General features: G+C 41.3%; 18 protein-coding genes. 16 read left to right on the top strand and 2 right to left on the bottom strand.

What is annotated here, in order from left to right; all coding sequences use genetic code 11:
- Positions 1 to 16: 16 nt before the first annotated feature.
- The 12 genes from KH180_RS12120 (at position 17) to KH180_RS12065 (ending at position 12,651) form a co-directional block, all read left to right on the top strand.
- Entirely contained in the window at positions 17 to 2,692 is a 2,676-nt protein-coding gene (locus tag KH180_RS12120) for a sigma 54-interacting transcriptional regulator (RefSeq protein WP_290760709.1), read from the top strand.
- A gap of 268 nt (positions 2,693 to 2,960) precedes the next feature.
- Entirely contained in the window at positions 2,961 to 3,353 is a 393-nt protein-coding gene (locus KH180_RS12115) for a PTS sugar transporter subunit IIA (RefSeq protein WP_290760707.1), read from the top strand.
- A 12-nt stretch (positions 3,354 to 3,365) separates the two neighbouring features.
- On the top strand, positions 3,366 to 3,845 hold the full coding sequence (locus KH180_RS12110) for a PTS sugar transporter subunit IIB (RefSeq protein WP_290760705.1): 480 nt from the start codon (positions 3,366 to 3,368) through the stop codon (positions 3,843 to 3,845).
- Positions 3,846 to 3,856: 11 nt separating this feature from the next.
- Positions 3,857 to 4,618: a PTS mannose/fructose/sorbose/N-acetylgalactosamine transporter subunit IIC gene (locus tag KH180_RS12105; protein WP_290760700.1), complete on the top strand. Its 762-nt coding sequence runs from the start codon at positions 3,857 to 3,859 to the stop codon at positions 4,616 to 4,618.
- On the top strand, positions 4,615 to 5,439 hold the full coding sequence (locus KH180_RS12100; RefSeq protein WP_290760697.1) for a PTS system mannose/fructose/sorbose family transporter subunit IID: 825 nt from the start codon (positions 4,615 to 4,617) through the stop codon (positions 5,437 to 5,439). The genes KH180_RS12105 and KH180_RS12100 overlap by 4 nt, the downstream gene beginning before the upstream one ends.
- 39 nt (positions 5,440 to 5,478) lie before the next feature.
- Entirely contained in the window at positions 5,479 to 6,240 is a 762-nt protein-coding gene (locus tag KH180_RS12095) for an alpha/beta hydrolase (RefSeq protein ID WP_290760696.1), read from the top strand.
- Positions 6,241 to 6,247: 7 nt separating this feature from the next.
- On the top strand, positions 6,248 to 7,147 hold the full coding sequence (locus tag KH180_RS12090; RefSeq protein WP_290760693.1) for a DMT family transporter: 900 nt from the start codon (positions 6,248 to 6,250) through the stop codon (positions 7,145 to 7,147).
- A 284-nt stretch (positions 7,148 to 7,431) separates the two neighbouring features.
- Positions 7,432 to 8,280, top strand: coding sequence for a BglG family transcription antiterminator LicT (gene licT / locus KH180_RS12085; protein ID WP_290760690.1), 849 nt, complete (start codon positions 7,432 to 7,434; stop codon positions 8,278 to 8,280).
- An 84-nt stretch (positions 8,281 to 8,364) separates the two neighbouring features.
- Complete coding sequence (locus KH180_RS12080; protein ID WP_290760688.1) at positions 8,365 to 10,302, top strand: beta-glucoside-specific PTS transporter subunit IIABC; 1,938 nt, start codon at positions 8,365 to 8,367, stop codon at positions 10,300 to 10,302.
- A gap of 12 nt (positions 10,303 to 10,314) precedes the next feature.
- Entirely contained in the window at positions 10,315 to 11,739 is a 1,425-nt protein-coding gene (locus tag KH180_RS12075; RefSeq protein ID WP_290760685.1) for a 6-phospho-beta-glucosidase, read from the top strand.
- A gap of 82 nt (positions 11,740 to 11,821) precedes the next feature.
- Positions 11,822 to 12,415: a hypothetical protein gene (locus KH180_RS12070; RefSeq protein WP_290760682.1), complete on the top strand. Its 594-nt coding sequence runs from the start codon at positions 11,822 to 11,824 to the stop codon at positions 12,413 to 12,415.
- A gap of 53 nt (positions 12,416 to 12,468) precedes the next feature.
- Positions 12,469 to 12,651 (top strand): hypothetical protein, encoded by a 183-nt coding sequence (locus tag KH180_RS12065; protein WP_290760679.1) that lies wholly within the window; start codon positions 12,469 to 12,471, stop codon positions 12,649 to 12,651.
- Between the two features lie 57 nt (positions 12,652 to 12,708).
- On the opposite strand, the gene KH180_RS12060 is transcribed toward KH180_RS12065, so the two are convergent.
- Both KH180_RS12060 and KH180_RS12055 read right to left on the bottom strand, forming a co-directional pair.
- On the bottom strand, positions 12,709 to 13,437 hold the full coding sequence (locus tag KH180_RS12060; RefSeq protein ID WP_290760676.1) for a hypothetical protein: 729 nt from the start codon (positions 13,435 to 13,437) through the stop codon (positions 12,709 to 12,711).
- The gene (locus tag KH180_RS12055) at positions 13,421 to 14,248 is read right to left on the bottom strand and encodes an ATP-binding cassette domain-containing protein (RefSeq protein ID WP_290760674.1); all 828 of its coding nucleotides are present in this window, start codon (positions 14,246 to 14,248) and stop codon (positions 13,421 to 13,423) included. Before KH180_RS12055 ends, KH180_RS12060 begins: the two co-directional genes overlap by 17 nt.
- A 192-nt stretch (positions 14,249 to 14,440) precedes the next feature.
- On the opposite strand from KH180_RS12055, the gene KH180_RS12050 reads away from it, so the two are divergent.
- The 4 genes from KH180_RS12050 (at position 14,441) to KH180_RS12035 (ending at position 19,096) form a co-directional block, all read left to right on the top strand.
- Entirely contained in the window at positions 14,441 to 16,735 is a 2,295-nt protein-coding gene (locus KH180_RS12050) for a hypothetical protein (protein WP_290760672.1), read from the top strand.
- Positions 16,736 to 16,757: 22 nt separating this feature from the next.
- Positions 16,758 to 17,012: a hypothetical protein gene (locus KH180_RS12045; RefSeq protein WP_290760670.1), complete on the top strand. Its 255-nt coding sequence runs from the start codon at positions 16,758 to 16,760 to the stop codon at positions 17,010 to 17,012.
- 351 nt (positions 17,013 to 17,363) lie between these two features.
- A complete protein-coding gene (locus tag KH180_RS12040; protein ID WP_290760667.1) occupies positions 17,364 to 17,816 on the top strand; it encodes a DUF1097 domain-containing protein in 453 nt (150 codons plus the stop codon).
- 71 nt (positions 17,817 to 17,887) lie between these two features.
- Positions 17,888 to 19,096 carry an FAD-dependent oxidoreductase gene (locus tag KH180_RS12035; protein ID WP_290760664.1) on the top strand — a complete coding sequence of 403 codons (1,209 nt, stop codon included), beginning with the start codon at positions 17,888 to 17,890 and terminating at the stop codon, positions 19,094 to 19,096.
- Positions 19,097 to 19,098 lie beyond the last annotated feature (2 nt).

Genomic DNA, 19,098 nt, shown 5'->3' with positions numbered 1-19,098 from the left:
TTTGGGGGATATGTCAATGTCAAGAGTTACGAATAAGGATAAAATAAAACAGTATTTTTTAGAATGCGATCCAGACTGTAAAATGGGTACCGGAATGGTTGCGGAAGCAGTGGGGATAAAGAGGAACGCTGCAAGTGCAATTTTAAATGAGCTTGTCAGGGAAAAATTTTTGACAAAGAAGAAGACAAAACCTGTGATCTTTGCTTTAAGAGGTGAAGAGGATACGGAAGAAGAACCTGAGGAAGATGTATTTAAAGAAATGTCGGAACTGTCCTATGACATGGAACAGGTTCTCAATAAGTGTAAATTATCTGCGGCATATCCTGGAAGGGGCCTTCCGATTATGCTGCTGGGACCGAGCGGAGTGGGAAAAAGCATGCTGGCAGAAAAGATTTATTTTTATGCCAGACAGCAAAAAATTATTGCTGAAAATGCACCTTTTGCTGTGCTTAACTGTGCGGATTATGCAAACAATAAAGAATTGCTGTCATCTGTTTTATTCGGCTATAAAAAAGGAGCTTTTACAGGTGCAAATAAAGACTCGGCCGGACTGCTGGAGAAAGCCGATCAAGGATACCTGCTGCTGGATGAAGTACACAGACTTCCTCCGGAAGGCCAGGAAAAGCTGTTCCGGTATATAGATACCGGGAGGATTACTCCGCTTGGAGACGGGGCTGATGAAAAGGAGATAAATGTAAAGCTGATATTTGCTACAACGGAAAATATTGATAATGTATTGCTGGAGACGTTTATCCGAAGAATTCCACTTACTGTGACAATTCCTTCTTACAGTGAGAGGAGCAGCAATGAGCGGATGAAGATCATACAGAACCTGTTCAAGCAGGAAGCCAAAACCCTGAACTGTAATTTTAAAATAAGCAGCAATGTGGTAAATAACCTGCTGACTTTTAAAGGGAAGGGAAATATAGGGACACTGAAAAATATAATCAGAATCAGCTGTGTCAATGCCGTCAACAGGCAGAAGAAATCACAGGATTGTACCGAGATCACGATGCAGGATTTAAACGTACAATATTCCGCAAACAGCCATCTTTTAAAAAATGCAAGTACGTCCCAATGGATTTTTGTTGACAGAGATTCAGAAGAGTTTATCATGCAGTCACTGGATTCTATTGGAGAAATTCTTCAGATCGATTTTATGATCCAGGTTGTTGGAAAGTATATAAAAGACAAGATAACCTATAGTGAATTCAGTCAGCTGAATAAAAAGCTGATGGAAGATATTATGGATTCCATCATTTATAATATTGAGTCATCTTCGGTGGAGGTTGTATATAAAGAGTATGTAGAAAATATTTTGAAATTTATGCAGAATAACTATGGCCTTGAATATACAGGAACGTCAGTGATTGTCTTGACAAAGCTGCTGATCCTTTTGAGCAGAAACAGCACTTTTGTCACAGACGATAAAAAGGAACGTCTGGCAGAAAGGAAATCAAAACTGGGGAAAAGGCTGTTCCGACAGTCAAAAATGGCAGAGCTGTTTTATAAAATGGTAAATGAAACAATGGACTACAATGCAAACGAAGAACTCTTAAAACTGATCCTCATACTGTTTTTTCACTGTCAGATGAACGAAGAAAAATATTTATATAATGCGGTTATTATTACACATGGCTATTCAACTGCCTCCAGCATTGCAAGCCTTGTCAATCAGGTGTATTCAAGTTATATTTTTGATGCGTTTGATATGCCTTATGATACATCAAAAAAGCAGATCGTGAAACGGGTGCGCTCCTATCTGAAAAAGGCAGACACAGCATCCGGGGTTTTGATCCTGGCGGATATGGGATCTGTCTTAAATATTACCAATGATATCAGCGATCTTGTAGAAGGCAATCTTGGAATTATAAATAATGTAACAACGCAGATGGCTTTGGATATAGGAAATGAGCTTCTCCTGAAACGGGATATAGAGGCAATATTAAAGACAACGGTACGATACAATTCAACAACATATAATTTCATCAGAAAAAAAGAAAAAGCAAATGCAGTCCTTGTATGCTGTATGAAAGGGCTTGAGGTGGCAGATAAAATTTGTGAGCTGCTGAAATCTTGTTTTGATGACAATAAAATTTTGATCGTGGAATATGATTATGAAAGACTTTTGAAAAAGGGAATAAATGATGAAGTATTTGATCTGTATAATGTCTCCTTGATTATTTCCACTAACGAATTGGAAATTGAGGACACAGAGATACTTCTGTTAAGCGAGCTGGTGGATCAAAAAGGATATGAAACTCTGAGTCATATTCTGAAAAATATATATTCCGAAAAGAAGATTAACAGTATTGTCGAGAACATTATTAAGAGTTTCAGCCTTCGAAATATTATGAGCCAGCTGACCATTCTGAATCCGGAGATTATCATTGACGATGTGGGATATGTACTCCATCAGATGGAATTAGAGTTAAAGCTGAAGTTTGCTCCGGATTTAAAACAGATGCTGTATATGCATATCGGAATCATGGTAGAACGCCTCATGCAGCAGCAGAATAAAACACCGGTTAATACGTTTGCCGGGTTTGCCGATTCCCATAAAAATTTCTGTGAATTATTAAAAAAATGTTTATCCAGTATTGAAAAAAGATATCATGTATCGGTAAATATGAGAGAGATTCGTCTGATTTATAATATTATGGAAAGCAAGATGAAAGAGTTCCCTTTATAAAAGAATTAAAAATTTAATTAAATATAAGGCAAAGGCTGAGTTTGGTGTGTAATCAAACTCAGCCTTTGTATTTATATTATGGACAGATATAGTTTATTTGTTGGATGTGTCAAAGAATTTTGTTGGATGACTGTGATGTGTCAAAGAAATATGGTGTGATGTGTCAAAGAGCGAGATGCAATTACCGGTATAAGCGGGGTTGGCACGAATTTTGCTTTTATATTCAGCAGAAAGAAAAATTTATGATGCACCGGAGGGAGGTGAAAGAATGGTTGGATTGATCGTTGCCACACATGGGGACTTGAGCAGAGCATTGATGAGGAGTGTTTCCTTAATTGCAGGAGAATACAGAAATATTATGACATTGTGCCTTGAAAGAAATGATAATGCAGATGATTTTTACGAAGAAATAATAACTGGAATTAAAAAAGTGGACGAAGGTGACGGGGTCATGATTTTTACGGATATCCTGGGAGGAACTCCGTCGAATATGTCCACTTTAGCTGCACGCAGGCATGGCTTGTTCTGTCTTACCGGCGTAAATTTATCAATGATGATTGAATTTTTAATGTCGGCAGAAGACGGGCTGACACCCGGTGAACTTGCTGACCGCTGCTTTGAAGCGGCATCAAGCGGAATAAAGATCACAAACAAAATATAGAGGAGGATAAGGATGGCAGATATAAAAGCAGCCAGAATAGATTTCCGCCTGATCCATGGCCAGGTTATTACCAAGTGGATCAAGTATTATCCGGTGGATATGATCGTGATTGTGGATGATGCCTTGAAAAATGACGATTTCATGGTGGAAATTTATAAAATGGCGGTTCCCAAGGGGGTAAAATTTAAAGTTGTTTCACAGGAAGAGGCCGCGGAAGTATTAAATACGATAGATGCATCCGTATTCCTGCTTTTTAAAAATGTAGAAACCTGCATAAGGGCTGTGCAGGATGGTGTGTGTTTTGATTTTCTCGTTGTCGGCGGAGTTCCGGGAGAGGGAGGAAGGAAATTCATTTCAGACGGTATCTACCTAAGTCCAGGGGAGTTTAAGATGCTGGAAGAAATCAATCAGACTGTACCGGAAATTATTTTTAAGAGTATTCCGGAGGAGACTGCAGTGCCGATGGAGAAAGCCAAAGAAAAAATCAGATAGGAGGGAAAATTATGCAGTTATTTTTATTAGCGGCAGTTATGGGGCTGTGCAACTGGCTCCACAAAATGGAGATTGGCTATAATACAGGTTATACGATTTTTGAATCTCCGATTACCAGCGGAGTACTGGCAGGAATTATATTGGGAAAGCCCATAGAAGGATTGATTATAGGCGGTACCATTCAGCTCATCTATGTTGGGGTTATTGCACCGGGAGGAAATTTTCCTGCGGACAGTGCTATTGCAGGAGCCTGCGTGGCGCCTATTGCCTTAATGACAGGAATGAAACCGTCAGTGGCAGTGACCTTGGCGGTCCCTGTGGGATTATTAGGAGTGTTTTTGATTAATCTGAGAAAGACCATTGCCATCAAATTTGCTCATTCAGCAGACCGGTATGCAGAAGAAGCTGATACAAAGGGAATTTACAAATGTGCAGTTCTTTATCCGGCGCTTCTGAATCTTTTAGTGGCTTTTTTACCGGTGTTTATTGTTGTTTTGCTGGGAACATCAGTGGTAGATATTATCTTAAAGTATATTCCCGAAGTAGTGATGCATGGACTGGAGGTTGCGGGAGGAATGCTCCCGGCTTTGGGATTTGCGCTCATTATGCATATGATTGGAAAGCCAAGGTATATTGTTTTTATGATCCTGGGATTTTTTGCACTGCAGATGACAGGCTGGAGCAATCTGGTTCTGGGTATTTTCGGAGGCTGTCTGGCATTTATTATTGTCCTCTTAAAGAGAGAAGCTGGAATGGAGGCTGATGAAGAATGAAAAAAGAAAAAACAGAGGAAATCAGGAAAAGTGTTTTATCAAAGAAGGATCTGAATAAGTGTTACCGCAGGCTGAGCCTCTGGGGTGAGACAAGCCTGAACTTTGAAAGAATGCAGGCAGTCGGGTGGTGCAATGCCATAGCGCCTGCGCTTAAAAAAATCTATACAAAAAAAGAAGATCTTGCGGCGGCTCTCCAAAGACACCTTCAGTTTTTCAACACAGAGCTGATGTTTGGGAATCTTATCTTTGGACCATCTATTGCGCTTGAAGAAGAAAAAGCAGAGAATCCGGACAAGGTCCCGGCTGACCTGATTACAAGTTTTAAAACCGGAACCATGGGGCCTGTAGCGGCCATCGGTGACACCATTCACTGGGGAACAGCGTGGACTTTAGGTACGGCGTTTGCAGGAGCTCTGGCTGCAAAGGGCGCAGTGAGTGCAGTGGCCGTTCTGCTGGGACTTGTGGTGGGCTGTGAGATCGTAGCATACATGCTGTTTTGTTTAGGATACAGGACAGGAAGAATATCCTTTGCCCAGATTATGAAATCCGGACTTCTCAATGAGATGCTGGACGGGGCAAATATTCTTGGCATGTTCATGATGGGCGTTCTGTCAGCGAGCCTTGTGACAGCCACACCGGTACTAAAAATAGGAAAGTTTGTATTAAAAGATATGCTGGACGGCATTATACCGGGCTTCCTGCCTTTACTGATTGTATTTGGAGTTTACATTCTGATCCGCAAAAAACAAGTCAGCACTGCCAAAATTGTTCTTTTGCTTATTGGCATAGGGATTTTGGGTTCGGCTGCGGGAGTGTTCTAAAGACAGCGTTAGCTGGGAAATAAAAGGAGGTAGGCAGAAATGGCACTTGTACATTGTAATTTTCATTCTGATGTTTTGGAAAAGGATACGGGCCTTTATGTGGCCCTTCCGGAATATCAGAAGCTTAAGAGGAAGGAAAGGCTGAGGACATTGTATCTGCTGCATGGCCTGAGTGATGACTACACGAAATGGGTCAGAAGAACACCGATTGAACGGTATGCAAGAGACAGCGGCTTTGTCATCGTGATGCCTGACGGTGAAAAAGGATACTACACAAACAATCTTCATGGAGACCGCTGGTGGGATTTTATTTCAGGAGAACTTCCGGAATTTATAAAGACCATGTTTCCTTTTATTTCAGACCGCCGGGAAGATACTTACGCGGCAGGTTTATCCATGGGCGGGTACGGGAGTATAAAGCTCGCCCTGAGTCTTCCGGAACATTTTTGCGCGGCAGCCAGTTTTTCCGGAGCTTTGAATATCCAAAGAGAACTGCAGGATTACCCGGAGTTTTCAGGCGTCTATGAAAGGGTTTTTGGTTCATTGGAGATGGTGAAGGGGACAGAAAATGATCTGTTTGAAGCAGCTGAAAAAGTGAAAAAGTCAAAGAAGCCGCTGCCTGATCTGTATATCAGCTGCGGCCTGCAGGATGATATTTACCCGCAGAGCCAGGAATTTATAAATTGGCTGACGTGCCTTGATATTCCTTTTACCTATGAAGAATGGGACGGAGGACATGACTGGATTTTTTGGGACGAAAGCATAAGGCGGGCATTAAAATGGTTTCTGTCATGCGGGTGAGTGCAGAATGGATATGAGAGTCAGAAAGAAAAAAGGAATTTGCCTTGTTGTTCTGGCAGGATTGTGCTGGGGGCTGTCAGGAGTTACAGGAAAGTATCTGTTCACAAAAAAAGAATTAACGGCAGTCTGGCTGGTTGCGCTGAGATTAACTGCAGGAGGGGGTGTCATCCTGGCTTTCTGCTGGAGCCGGCAGAGGCAAAAAATACTTGATATCTGGAAACAGAAAAACACGGTAACAGATCTTTTGATAGTGGGCATATTTGGACTGGCCGCATGCCAGCTGACTTATTTTCTGGCCATACAGTATTCTAACCCAGGGATAGCAACAGTACTGCATTATCTGGCCCCGGCAATGATTTTGCTGTTCTGCATGGCAGCGGAAAAGAGAAAACCGGCCGTACTTGAAATATGTGTACTGCTTATGATGACCGCAGGAGTTTTTATTTTGGCCACTCAGGGTTCGCCGGAGCATCTTGCGGTCACAAAAAGAGCGCTGCTCTTTGGAATTGCATCAGCTGTCTTTCTGTCAGTATATAACCTCCAGCCTAAAAAATTGCTGGACAGATTCAGTCCGTTTGTAATCGTTGGATGGGGCATGCTTATTGGAGGCCTTGTATTATCAGCTTTTACTAATGTGTGCAGCGTTCCGGGAAGATGGGATTCAGAAACGGCAGTTCTTGTAGTGGGAATTGTAATTTACGGAACAATTATTCCATTCTGCTGTTATCTGCAGGGAGTGGCTTTCATAGGTCCTGTGAAAGCGAGCATGTACTCCTGCATAGAACCTCTGACTGCGGCATTGCTTTCTGTTATACTTCTGGGGCAGAGCTTCGGCGGAGCAGATTGTTTAGGAATGGCCTGTATTATAGCGGGGATTACGGCACTTGCGGTTTTTGAAAAGAGATAAAACAGGTGAGAATGTCTGCTGAAAGGGCACAAAGAGGGTAAATAAGAATTGACTTCCTGCGTAAACCATGTTAAGATTTATCCATAAATAGGATAGTGATTGAGATGTAAGCTAAACCTATGTACAGAGATATTTTTTGAAAGCTGAGGCTTTCGGATTTATTTGTGTACATAGGTTTTTGTTATTTATTTTATCAGGAAAAACTTTGTCATGCTGATATGCATTATGCCCTTTGAGAGGACATTCTGCAGTGATATTGGCAAACCGGATAGGGAGGAAGGCAAATGAAGATATTTAAAGCTCTGAACAACAATGTAGCAGTGGTTTTAGATGAAGATGGCCAGGAAAAGATTGTTATGGGGAGAGGGATCTGCTTTAAAAAAGGAGCGGGTGATGATGTAAGCCCCGACGCTATAGACAAAACCTTCTTTCTTTCCGGGCCGGAAGCCCATAATAAGTTTCAGGTACTGATACAGGATGTTCCAATGGAGCACATTGCTATCGGGGAAGAGATCATATCAGAGGCGAAAACAAGGTTGGGGAAAAAACTGAACGATATGGTTTATATTTCACTTATTGATCACGTACATACTTCCATTGTCCGGTTTTTGGACGGAGTTACAGTAAAAAATGTTCTGCTGTGGGACATCAGAAGATTCTACCGGGATGAATATCAGGTGGGACTCTGGGCTCTGGATTTGATTGAAGAAAAATGCAAGGTCCGTCTCCCGGAGGATGAAGCCGGCTTCATTGCCCTTCACCTCGCCAATGCCCAGATGGATGATGATACCATGCACAACATGTATGAAATCACGCGGATCATGCAGGAAGTGGTTAATATTGTAAAGTATTTTTTCAGGATAGAATTTGATGAGGATGACGTTTACTACTACCGCTTTGTAACACATCTGAAATTTTTTGCAAAGCGTCTGACAGAACACACAGCTTATGTGGAAGAAAACAGTGACGGCCTGTGGGATGTGATTAAGGAAAAGTATCCGGACGCTTTCCGGTGTACTGAAAAGATTACACAGTTTATCTCAGGAAAATATGAATATGACCTGTCAAAAGAGGAACAGCTCTACCTGACAATTCATATTGAACGAGTTATCAATAAAACAAAAAAGCACTAAATATTAATTATCATGTACGCCAGGATGGTGACATTTGGTTGGCCAAACCTTCATAATATAAATTCATTAAATGGAGGTAAGAAAATGGGTAAGTACGAAACACTGGCAAAAGAAATTGTCAAAAATGTAGGTGGAAAGGAAAACGTCAGCAGTCTTGTTCACTGCATCACAAGACTAAGGTTTAAGCTGAAGGATGAAAACAAGGCAGACGATGACGCGCTCAAAAACATGGAAGGCGTGGTCACAGTGATGAAAAGCGGCGGTCAGTATCAGGTGGTCATCGGAAATCATGTACCGGATGTTTATGCGGAGGTGATGCCCTTGCTTGGACTGGAAGAAGGCCAAACAGATCAGGAGGAGAAACCCTCCGGAAGTCTGTTTAACAGGGCCATTGACACGATTTCAGGCATTTTCCAGCCGATTCTTGGCATCATGGCTGCATGCGGTATGGTAAAAGGGCTGAATGCCTTATTTGTTGCAGCAGGGCTGTATTCAGATACCTGCGGAGGCTACCTTATTTTAAATGCCATCGGTGACGGACTGTTTAACTTCCTGCCGCTGTTCCTTGGATACACAGCAGCAAAAAAATTTAACTTAAAGCCAATGCTTGGTTTGGTAATCGGAGCCATCATGTGTTATCCGGCCATTCAGAACAGTGCCTTATCCGGAGGAGGAAAAGCCCTGTATACGCTGTTCGGCGGAACAATGTTTGAATCTAAAGTATACACAGATTTCTTCGGCATTCCTCTTATAGGCATGGATTATACAGGAACGGTGATCCCTGTTATCTTTGTAGTTTACTTTGCATCAAAATGTGAGAAGTTTTTTAAAAAATTTATCCCTGATTTAATCAAGTTCTTTTTTGTTCCTATGCTCACACTGCTTGTGGCAATACCGGCAGGCCTGCTGGTGATCGGGCCTTTGGCAACTTTCGGCTCTGCTGTTATAGCTGAAGCAGTCATGACAGTCAGAAACTTCAGCCCAATGCTTGCAGGAGCGATTGTGGGGCTTACCTGGCAGATTCTTGTAATCTTCGGGCTGCACTGGGGATTCATTCCAGTGTATATCAACAATATTATGACAAATGGATTTGACAACGTCATGATGCCGTTTTTTGCCTGTACCTTTGCTACATCGGCGGTGGTTTTGGCAGTCTTTTTTAAAACGAAAAATAAACAGATAAAAGAAATGGCAGTCCCGAATTTTATTTCCGGTATTTTTGGAGTCACGGAGCCGGCTATTTATGGAATCTTACTTCCTTTGAAAAAACCGTTTATCATCAGCTGTATCGTAGGCGGGATCGGAGGAGGTTTTTATGGAGCCTTTAATTTCAGGAAATTCATGATGGGCGGTATGGGAATCTTTGAATTCCCTGCAATGATTGAACCGGACGGCAGTATGGGAAATCTGATCGTGGCGGTTATGGGAGTTGTCATCAGTATGGTTTTGGGGTTTGCTGCAACTATGATCTTCTATAAAGAAAAGGAAGCAGTAACTGTACAGACAGCAGAACATCAGCATGCCGGCAGCATGGAAGAACAAGGAGAAGGACAGAAAAGGATGGTCAAGCAGCTGGAGATTGCAAGCCCGATGAAAGGCCAAGTATTAAAGCTGGAATCTGTCAGGGATGCGGCTTTCGCTTCAGGGGTGCTTGGAAAAGGAGCAGCCGTACTTCCGGAAGAAGGAAAGGTTTTTGCCCCTGCCTCCGGTGTCGTGTCAGCCCTTTTCCCGACCCTTCATGCCTTGGGCATCGAAACCGATGACGGTATCCAGATACTGATCCACATAGGGCTGGACACTGTGCAGTTAAACGGTGAAGGCTTTCAGGCCATGATAAAGCAGGGGGACCGGGTGGAAAAGGGACAACTGCTGATAACCTTTGACAAGGAATTTGTTGAGAGCAAAGGCTACTGTCTTGAAACGCCTGTACTGGTTTCAAACTCTGACGACTTTCTGGATGTAGTTGAAACTGGCTCGGAGCAGATCAAAGCAGGCGGTCCGTTATTGAATGTGCTGAAATAGGAGGGCAGATATATGGGATTTCCGAAGAACTTTTTATGGGGAGGCGCCACGGCGGCAAATCAGCTGGAAGGCGGTATTTTTGAGGGCGGAAGAGGCTTGGCAAATGTAGATGTTTGTCCGGCGGGAAAGGACAGAAGCGCTGTCATCGCCGGGCATAAGAAAATGCTTGAAATGGATGAATCGCACAGTTATCCTGCAGCGGAGGCAGTTGATTTTTATCATCATTTCAGAGAAGATATACAGCTGTTCGCAGAAATGGGCTTTAAGGTATATCGGCTGAGTATTGCATGGACCAGGATTTTTCCAAACGGAAACGAAAAAGAGCCAAATGAGGAGGGTCTCAGATTTTATGAAGATATTTTTAAGGAATGCAGAAAGTATCAGATCGAGCCGCTGGTAACCATCTCTCATTTTGATTGTCCGATATATTTGATCCAAAAGTATGGAGGATGGAAAAGCCGTGAGATGATCCGTTTTTATCTGCATCTATGCCAGGTTCTGTTTACCCGGTACCGGGATTATGTGACTCGCTGGCTCACTTTTAATGAGATTAATATGATTCTGCATGCTCCATTTATGGGGGCGGGGATTTATTTTGAAGAAGGAGAGGCCAAAGAACAGGTGAAATATCAGGCTGCCCATCATGAGCTGGTGGCCAGTGCATTAGCTGTCAAGATGGCCCATGAAATAAATCCAAAAAACAAAGTGGGCTGTATGTTTGCAGCCGGAAGTGCCTATCCGTACACCTGCAGGCCCGAGGATGTATGGGAAGCGCTTTTGACAGACCAGGAAAATTATTTCTTTGTGGATGTGCAGGCCCGAGGGTATTACCCTTCCTATGCGGTAAAACGGCTTCAGAAAAATGGAGTGTTCCCTGCAGTGGAGCCGGGGGATGCAGACATCCTGAGAGCAAACACGGTTGATTTTATTTCTTTTTCCTATTACAACAGCAGATGTATTGCGGCTCCAGGAGGGGAACAGGAAGAGGCAGAGGGCAATCTGTTCCGGTCAGCCCGGAATCCTTATCTAAAATACAGTGAATGGGGATGGCCGATTGATCCCACAGGCCTGCGTATTACATTAAATCAGGTTTACGACCGGTATCAGAAACCTTTATTTATTGTGGAAAATGGGCTTGGAGCCCTGGATGAGCCTGATGAAAACGGATATGTACAGGATGATTACCGAATCGGGTATTTGAGAGAGCATATCCGGGCCATGAAAGAAGCTGTAGAGGAAGACGGTGTGGAGCTGATGGGTTATACTTCCTGGGCGCCTGTCGATCTGATCAGCGCCAGTACGGGTGAGATGAAAAAACGGTATGGATTTATCTATGTGGATAAACAGGAAGACGGAAGCGGGACCCTGAAAAGAACCAGAAAGAAGTCTTTTTACTGGTATCAGCGGGTAATTGAAACAAATGGAGAAGAATTGTGATCAAAAGCTGAGCAAATGTGTCATAACCTGAAAATTGAAAGATATAATGGAAGTAACAATTTAAGTCCAGGGAAACATTTTTATGAGAAAAAAGTTTATGCTGGTTATTACATTAGGTCTGGCAATATTGTTTATTTTTACTTCTCTGTATTGTTACCGGGAAAGAGTTGATCGTATCTATGAGCTGACCTTTCTGAGCAATTTTTTTGCAGGACTTTTTCTTCTGGGGACTGCAGCAGCCTTAATTTTTGAAAGAAAAGTCCCGAATATTTTATACCTGGATGTTACGATGCTCTTAGCACTGGTGCTTTTTGTATGTACAGCGTTTCATGATGTCTTTGACTTCAAAGGGATGTTTCTGTTTTTACATATGCTGAATCCTTCCTTCATGGCAATTTATTATTTTATATTCTGTGATATGAATGAATCTGCGGAAAGCAGCAGTGTTCTGAGTATTTTCTTTATGCCTGGGGCATATCTGGTTTTTGCAGCAGTCTTCGGAAAGGTTACCGGCAATTATATTTACTTTTTTTTGAACGCAGAGAGCCATGGATACATGTACTGTATGATGTTTGTTTTCTTACTTACAGTTATCTTTCTTATGCTGGGATACGCATTATTTTATGTAAACAGAATTCTGTTCCGGATAAGAAAAAATAAACCGCATCATGTATAAAACATCCAGATTATGGCAAGAATTTCATCAATAGATGAAAGCAGGTGATTGAAGTGGATAAAACAGAGATACGCTTTCACAGTCTGAAGGAGATCATTAAATTTGTGTGTCAGATGGAGAAAAGCAGGTACCCGGTCAGATTGGTGAACGAGTACACCTGCATTGATGCCAAGTCACTCATGGGAGTGATTGCAGTCTGTGATAAAAGGAATCTTCACATTGAGATAAATAAGTAAAAAACAAATATTAGAATACAGACAAAATCCCGGACAGATGATCCGGGATTTTTAGTCTTAAAACTTCTTCTTTGTTAAGAGTTGGATTTTTACTAGAGCCAATACGCAGCTGTACAGAATTAAGACAGCACTGACAGCAGCCACTGCAGGCAATAAAAAATATCTGTGATTGGAAAAGACAGAAGGGAGCAGGCTTATCGGAGGTACGATCCAAAGAATAAACTTTAAGACCGGGAAGCCTGTGATTAAAGCAGTCTTTATGAACGACACTATGTCAATAAATAATATAAGCAGCAGTGCTGATTTCCTGTCCCGGATAATTCTTGGATGAGACAGCTCTCCAAGAGTGCATCCAAGAAATACAGATAAGAACAGCAAATAGAATCCGGTTATGATGTCCGAAACTAAAAGGGGACGGCTAAACAGCTGTCCATCGTTCAGCAGATTGATCAGTACAGGCACTGCAGTACAGATAACAGAAGTGGCTGCACTTATGCTCAGCAGAAAAAGTGTATGGATAATATAATAGTTTTTATGGCTTTTTATCCTTAAGATTATGATCTGTTCAGAAACTGGATCTTCAAGACCGGTGAGAGAAATACCGATCCATGAGGCAATCAGGAATACAAACTGACAGGAACTTATAAAACTGTCCGTTACTTCCACTGGTTTTGATGAGTAGAGAGTAAAAAGCATAATAATAAGAGCAGCAAAGGGCATAACAAATTTATTCGTTTTTAAGTACTGCCGCCAATGATATTTTATCAGTTCACTGATGATCTGCATTTTCCATCCCCCTCAATAACCATCCTTCCTGTATCATACAGGCAATCAGCTGATTGCTTTCAAACTCCTGAACTTCCATTTTATACTGTTCACCGCAGCTGGTTATCCGTTCTGCACAATTCTCAGGCAGACGGCTGCCGCTGCCCTTTTCAAACCATAGAATATAATGTCTGCTTCCGGAACTTATTTTGTCATCTGTCCGGAGCAATTTCTTATCTAATATTCTATAGACCGTATCAGAGATGCTGTCTGTCAAATACTGTTCATGGCAGGACATGATAATGGCGGTTCCCTGTCTGCGCAGCCTGTTCATCTTTTCTATAAATACATTTTGAGAATCGGTATCCTGGCCTGACAGCGGCTCGTCCAGAAGAAGCACATCCGGTCTTTTTAGGAGGGCCTGGATTACGGATACCTTCTGCAGGCTTCCTTTTGATAAATGTTTCATTGAAAGGTCGATCATCTCAGAGAGGAAGAAATCTTTACACAATGTCTTAACCTTTATGTCTGCTTCCGAATTAGTCAAACCGTCCAATTTCCCCATATGAATCAGATATTGTCTTGCAGTAAGGTTCATTTTAGGAAATCTTTCAGGTACATAGTGAAAGAGCAGATCACGGTGATATATAACCTTGCCCTGTGTAGGCTGAATCAGTCCTGCGAGGATCTTTAATAGTGTACTTTTTCCGCAGCCGTTGCGGCCTGTAAAAGCGATGGACTGACTTGAAGATACATGCAGATTCAGATTCTGAAGTGTAGTTTCTTCGTGGTATGAATGTGTGATATTTTTAAGTTCTATTATATTCTGCAAAATACACTCCTTTTAAATCTCATGAATTTGTCCTATACAAGCGCAGTGATTCTTATATATTGTAACAGACAATAAAACAGATGTCATATAATAAGGCGGCAGTTTCTTTTCTTGTGGTGTTTTTTGGTCAGGATGATATAATAGAAATACAATAAGGAGTAACATAATTACATATTTAGGAGGGAGAGAATTATGAAACAAATTCTAAAAAAATTTCTATGTGTACTTTTGACTGCAGCAGTTATACTGTCAGGAAATGTTTATCATATGCCTGCAGTAAGGGCAGCAGCTGATTTAACTTGGAAAGTGTCTATCGATCTTATAAACCACAATCAGCTAAATTTGTCTGTTTCCAATGTAGATGCAGAACAGACTGTTACGGTACATATTACAGCCGGATCAGACATCTATACAAAAGAGATTAAGCTTACGAGAGTATCCCAGGACTTTGAAATGACATTGGACAAAGGTTTTAAATCAGGTACAGAAGTCAGTGTTTATCTTGAAACTGCAGATGGAAAAAAGACTATGACAGATTCAGATACGTTAAAGCCCCATGACTTATATCTGTCAGACCCAGAGGCAAGACCGAAGCGGTTTACTGCAAAAGCATATAGTAAGGGAATAGTTAATAAAGTTTCTGTGGACATTGGAATAGGGAAAGTGTATGTGGGAAAAGTTAACGAGGACGGAATGATGCAGGTAGACTATCCGGCTCAGAATGTAGGAGACAAAATACAAGTTACTTGGGGAGACGGATACTGTCAGAAGACGGAAGAGTTTGAAATAGAAAATACCAAGCTGCATATTGCTAGTGTGGAAGCTACCAGAAGTGAGATTTCTGGGTATACACTTGGTAGTGATGTTCGTTTGCATGCAAGAATTGACCGAAAAGATTATTATTCAGTATATGGAAGGGATCATAAAAGCAGTCAGCCTTTTATTAAATATCCGGTTCAGCCGGTTGGTCAACGTGTTGAATTGTGGCTGGAGTCAGAGGATGGAAGCATAAAGCAATTAGAAACAATTACCATAGAAGCGTGTGACTTATCATGGGGAGATACGAGAACATGGCATAGTTATCCAAAAAAGATAACAATTGAGGCTCCTGAGAATAGTGTTTATGTGGTTGCTAAAATTGGGAAAAATGAGTATCGCAGTTCTGTTGAAAACCAAAGCTGCACCTTAAATTATCCTTCTCAAAAAGAAGGAACTATCATATCCTTAACAGCATATGATGCTCATGGATGCTGCACAGAAGAAATACAAAAAGCAGTCCAAAACGACAATGCAAGAAAGAAAACAGAAGAATACTTTCATCATGCGGGGCCTAGCCGGGCATCCGGAGAACCGCCATTTTATGACAGATTATGTGCCGAAATCAACGGAAAAATCTATTATGGTGATTTTCCAAACCATAGTTATGACAGTGTATATGTGTCATATCCGCCCCAGCCGGTTGGAACCAAAATTAAATTTTGGTATGAGACATCCAACGGAAGCTACACTAATACCATTACTAGAACTGTTGTTAAAAAAGAGAATAAAGTGACAATCAAAAATTTATCTGTAAATCATATATCCGGAAGCCTGTATATTGATCAGGACTATTATGCAGATCTTGCCAGTGTACGTGCCACAGTTAACGGAAAAACCTATAATGGAACAGTTAAGTATAATGAAGATATGGAACGTGTCTATAATATATCTTTTCCTCAGCAAAAAGTGGGATCAAAGGTTACGGTCACTTTGGAGGATAAAGATGGTTACAAAGTATATGCTTCTTCTGCCATTAAAAATAAACCGATTAAATTTAAGTTAAATAGCGGCACGGAGTATGCTGACGGTATGATGTGGGGTGAAACACTTCCTAAAACAAAGATAACTGTAAAAATAGGAAATCGTACATTTAATGATACTGCAGACAATGATGGAGATTTCTCCATTGATATACCTATCTTTAGAACAGGTACAAAAGTTTATATAAAAGCAGTGGCGCCAAATGGCTACTACAAAATAATCAATACTACTATTAAGAAGTCTTACTGTAAGGTCAAGGTTAAAAATACGCAGTTTACAAAAACAAAATATGCCAATATCCAATGTACAGGAGCAGAGAAAACAGACAAGCTGAAGATTAAAGTCAGCGGCAAGACCATAACCAGAAAAATTAAGGGTAAAAAATTTAATGAAACGATTAAAGTAAAACTTCCCAAGAAAAAAGCTGGAAAAAGTATTAAAGTTATTATTTATGATAAATACGGGGATCAAAGAGCAAGTACAACAAAGGGGATCTATATCGGCCGGAGCATAAAAGTCGGGATGTCTGCTAAAAAGGCTGTACTGACTACTTGGGGAAGACCTGTTTATAAAAGAAAAGCAAAGAAAGGCTATAAGGAATGGGGATTTATCAGGGGCAATTATGGGCTGGTAGTATTTATTAAAAAGGGAAAAGTCGCAAAAACCTATAAAGTGAGGCTTGATTAAACAGGGAAGGAGGATATGAATTATGAAAAAAGATACACAAAAAAAGTTCAGCTATTGGGACCTTGATTATAAGGGTAAATTTAAACGGACATTATGGATGCTGCCTCTTGTAATAATTTTTTGTATCCTTTCACCGTTCCTTGCACAGTATTCTATTTTACCAATATGGTTCCCAGCATTGTTGATTGTTATATTTATAGCGCAGGCAGTGTATACGTATGCAATGTGGAAAAAGGAGGAAAAAGAATCAGATCCGCCTTCACAAAAAAGTGAATGATTTCAGAAGTGATAATAAAAAAATTATCATTCATACTGCTTATAATTTAAGAACTCTAAAATACAAAAACCTTCCACTGGCTGGAAGGTTTTTTTCGTGATTTTATTTATAAATTGTTTATATCTTATATGATTTTTGTGGGTTTTTACCATAAAATTTGATAGGTTTGTTAAATATCAAACAAAAAACTCTCTTTATTGTAACAATAAACAATTATTTACTGGTAGTATTTGATGATTTTACTATTCTGATTTTAGCGAAAAATTATAATCTCCCTCTTTACTTTCCACAGCGTGTATCCGATACAATGAACTTAACAAATAACAGAATCGCAATAAGAAAGGAGCAGCTATGAGTGTAATTATGGCTAACGCCATCGGTACCGGGATTTTCTGCTGTATCTGGCAGGGAGTCGGCTCTGCCCTGGGGCTTGCCACATGGATCGGATTCGTCGGATGCACTTCGTATTTTTCCGCCGGGTGCGGAAAGACAGGATTTATTAAGTCAATGTGCAGCAACTACACGGGGCTTTTGTGGGGGATGCTGATTATTCTGTCCGGAGGCATTAACAACACGATCATTTTTGGAGCAGTCGTAACAGGATTCTTTTCCTGGCTGATTGTATTCCAGTCTCACATTGATCTCTTATCTCTGGTACCCAATACGTTTATGGGAGGTTTTTCTGCATTCGCAAGCGGCGGGGATTGGAAAATGCTCTTAATATGCCTTCTGTTAGGCAATCTTCTTGGAGTGTCCTGCGACTATTCAGGCAGATTCCTTTTCAAGAAATTCGGAAAAGAATAGGGCCGGCTGAAAGTCTCAGTCTCTGATTGAAAACCATGAAATTGATAATAAAAAAGGAGTGTGAAACAACCATGAGTAAAATAACAAAAAAAGAGTATGGCGAAGAAATGGAAAAGGGTTTTAACTTAAGAACTGCAATGGAAGAAGCATCCAGATGCCTTCTCTGCCATGATTCACCGTGCAGCAAAGGATGCCCGGCAGGTACAGATCCTGGGAAGTTTATCCGTTCCCTTCGTTTCCGTAATATAAAAGGAGCTGCTGAGACAGTTCGTGAAAACAATCCGCTGGCAGGCTGCTGTGCACAGGTCTGTCCATACGGCAAAATGTGTGAGCAGGAATGCAGCCGTACAGGCATTGATAAGCCGATTGAGATTGGAAAAATCCAGCGTTTCCTTGTGGAAGAAGAGAAAAAACAGGGAATGGAATTCTTAAAAGCCGCAGAGCCAAAGAAAGAAAAGATTGCCTGTGTGGGAGCAGGCCCGGCATCTCTTGCCTGCGCAAGACAGCTGGCACTGAAAGGATATTCTGTAACAGTCTATGAGGCTCAGGATAAAGCAGGCGGGGTTCTTACATATGGAATTATACCGACCAGGCTTCCACAGGAAGTAGTTGATTTTGATATTCAGACCATCGAAAAACTGGGAGTTGAATTTAAATTTAATGAAGCTGTTGATCCGGCAAAACTTGAAGAACTTAAAAAAGACTACGATGCAGTATTCGTAGGAGCAGGTCTCTGGAAATCAAAGGTGGTGGACATTCCAGGCAAAGATCTTGAGGGAGTGGTAACCGCTATTGATTTCTTAAGAGAGGCGAAGACAAACACAGACCAGCTGGCTCTTGGCGAAAACGTAATCGTCATCGGAGGCGGGGATGTGGCTATGGACTGCGTCACAACTGCAAAACAGCTGGGAGCAAAAGCAACGATCGTTTACAGAAGAACGATTGAGGAAGCTCCGGCAGATATAGATGAGGTAAGCTTCGTACAGAGTATGGGAATCCCGATCATTCAGGAATTTGCACCGAAAGAGATTATCGGAGAAAATGGGCATGTTGCCGCAATGAAGTTTGCAGGACGTGACGGAGAATCTGACCTGACTATGAAAACGGATCAGGTAGTGCTGGCAATCGGCCAGGCCATTGGAGACGATGTGGCAGATATCACAGCAGGTGAAAACGTCTTTACAGGCGGAGATATGGTAAATGGCGGAAAAACCGTTGTAGAAGCTGTTGCGGAAGGTAAAGAAGCTGCAGAAAAAATCGCAGACTATTTTAACAAATAGAA

It is taken from the genome of Anaerostipes sp., from assembly GCF_018381315.1.
Taxonomy (GTDB): Bacteria; Bacillota; Clostridia; order Lachnospirales; family Lachnospiraceae; genus Anaerostipes.
This window is presented reverse-complemented; position numbering and strand designations above follow the sequence as displayed.

Coding starts and splice junctions, on each gene's coding strand:
- KH180_RS12120 (WP_290760709.1), top strand. CDS start 17: ATGTCAAGAGTTACGAATAAGGATAAAATAAAACAGTATTTTTTAGAA.
- KH180_RS12115 (WP_290760707.1), top strand. CDS start 2,961: ATGGTTGGATTGATCGTTGCCACACATGGGGACTTGAGCAGAGCATTG.
- KH180_RS12110 (WP_290760705.1), top strand. CDS start 3,366: ATGGCAGATATAAAAGCAGCCAGAATAGATTTCCGCCTGATCCATGGC.
- KH180_RS12105 (WP_290760700.1), top strand. CDS start 3,857: ATGCAGTTATTTTTATTAGCGGCAGTTATGGGGCTGTGCAACTGGCTC.
- KH180_RS12100 (WP_290760697.1), top strand. CDS start 4,615: ATGAAAAAAGAAAAAACAGAGGAAATCAGGAAAAGTGTTTTATCAAAG.
- KH180_RS12095 (WP_290760696.1), top strand. CDS start 5,479: ATGGCACTTGTACATTGTAATTTTCATTCTGATGTTTTGGAAAAGGAT.
- KH180_RS12090 (WP_290760693.1), top strand. CDS start 6,248: ATGGATATGAGAGTCAGAAAGAAAAAAGGAATTTGCCTTGTTGTTCTG.
- licT (WP_290760690.1), top strand. CDS start 7,432: ATGAAGATATTTAAAGCTCTGAACAACAATGTAGCAGTGGTTTTAGAT.
- KH180_RS12080 (WP_290760688.1), top strand. CDS start 8,365: ATGGGTAAGTACGAAACACTGGCAAAAGAAATTGTCAAAAATGTAGGT.
- KH180_RS12075 (WP_290760685.1), top strand. CDS start 10,315: ATGGGATTTCCGAAGAACTTTTTATGGGGAGGCGCCACGGCGGCAAAT.
- KH180_RS12070 (WP_290760682.1), top strand. CDS start 11,822: ATGAGAAAAAAGTTTATGCTGGTTATTACATTAGGTCTGGCAATATTG.
- KH180_RS12060 (WP_290760676.1), bottom strand. CDS start 13,437: ATGCAGATCATCAGTGAACTGATAAAATATCATTGGCGGCAGTACTTA.
- KH180_RS12050 (WP_290760672.1), top strand. CDS start 14,441: ATGAAACAAATTCTAAAAAAATTTCTATGTGTACTTTTGACTGCAGCA.
- KH180_RS12045 (WP_290760670.1), top strand. CDS start 16,758: ATGAAAAAAGATACACAAAAAAAGTTCAGCTATTGGGACCTTGATTAT.
- KH180_RS12040 (WP_290760667.1), top strand. CDS start 17,364: ATGAGTGTAATTATGGCTAACGCCATCGGTACCGGGATTTTCTGCTGT.
- KH180_RS12035 (WP_290760664.1), top strand. CDS start 17,888: ATGAGTAAAATAACAAAAAAAGAGTATGGCGAAGAAATGGAAAAGGGT.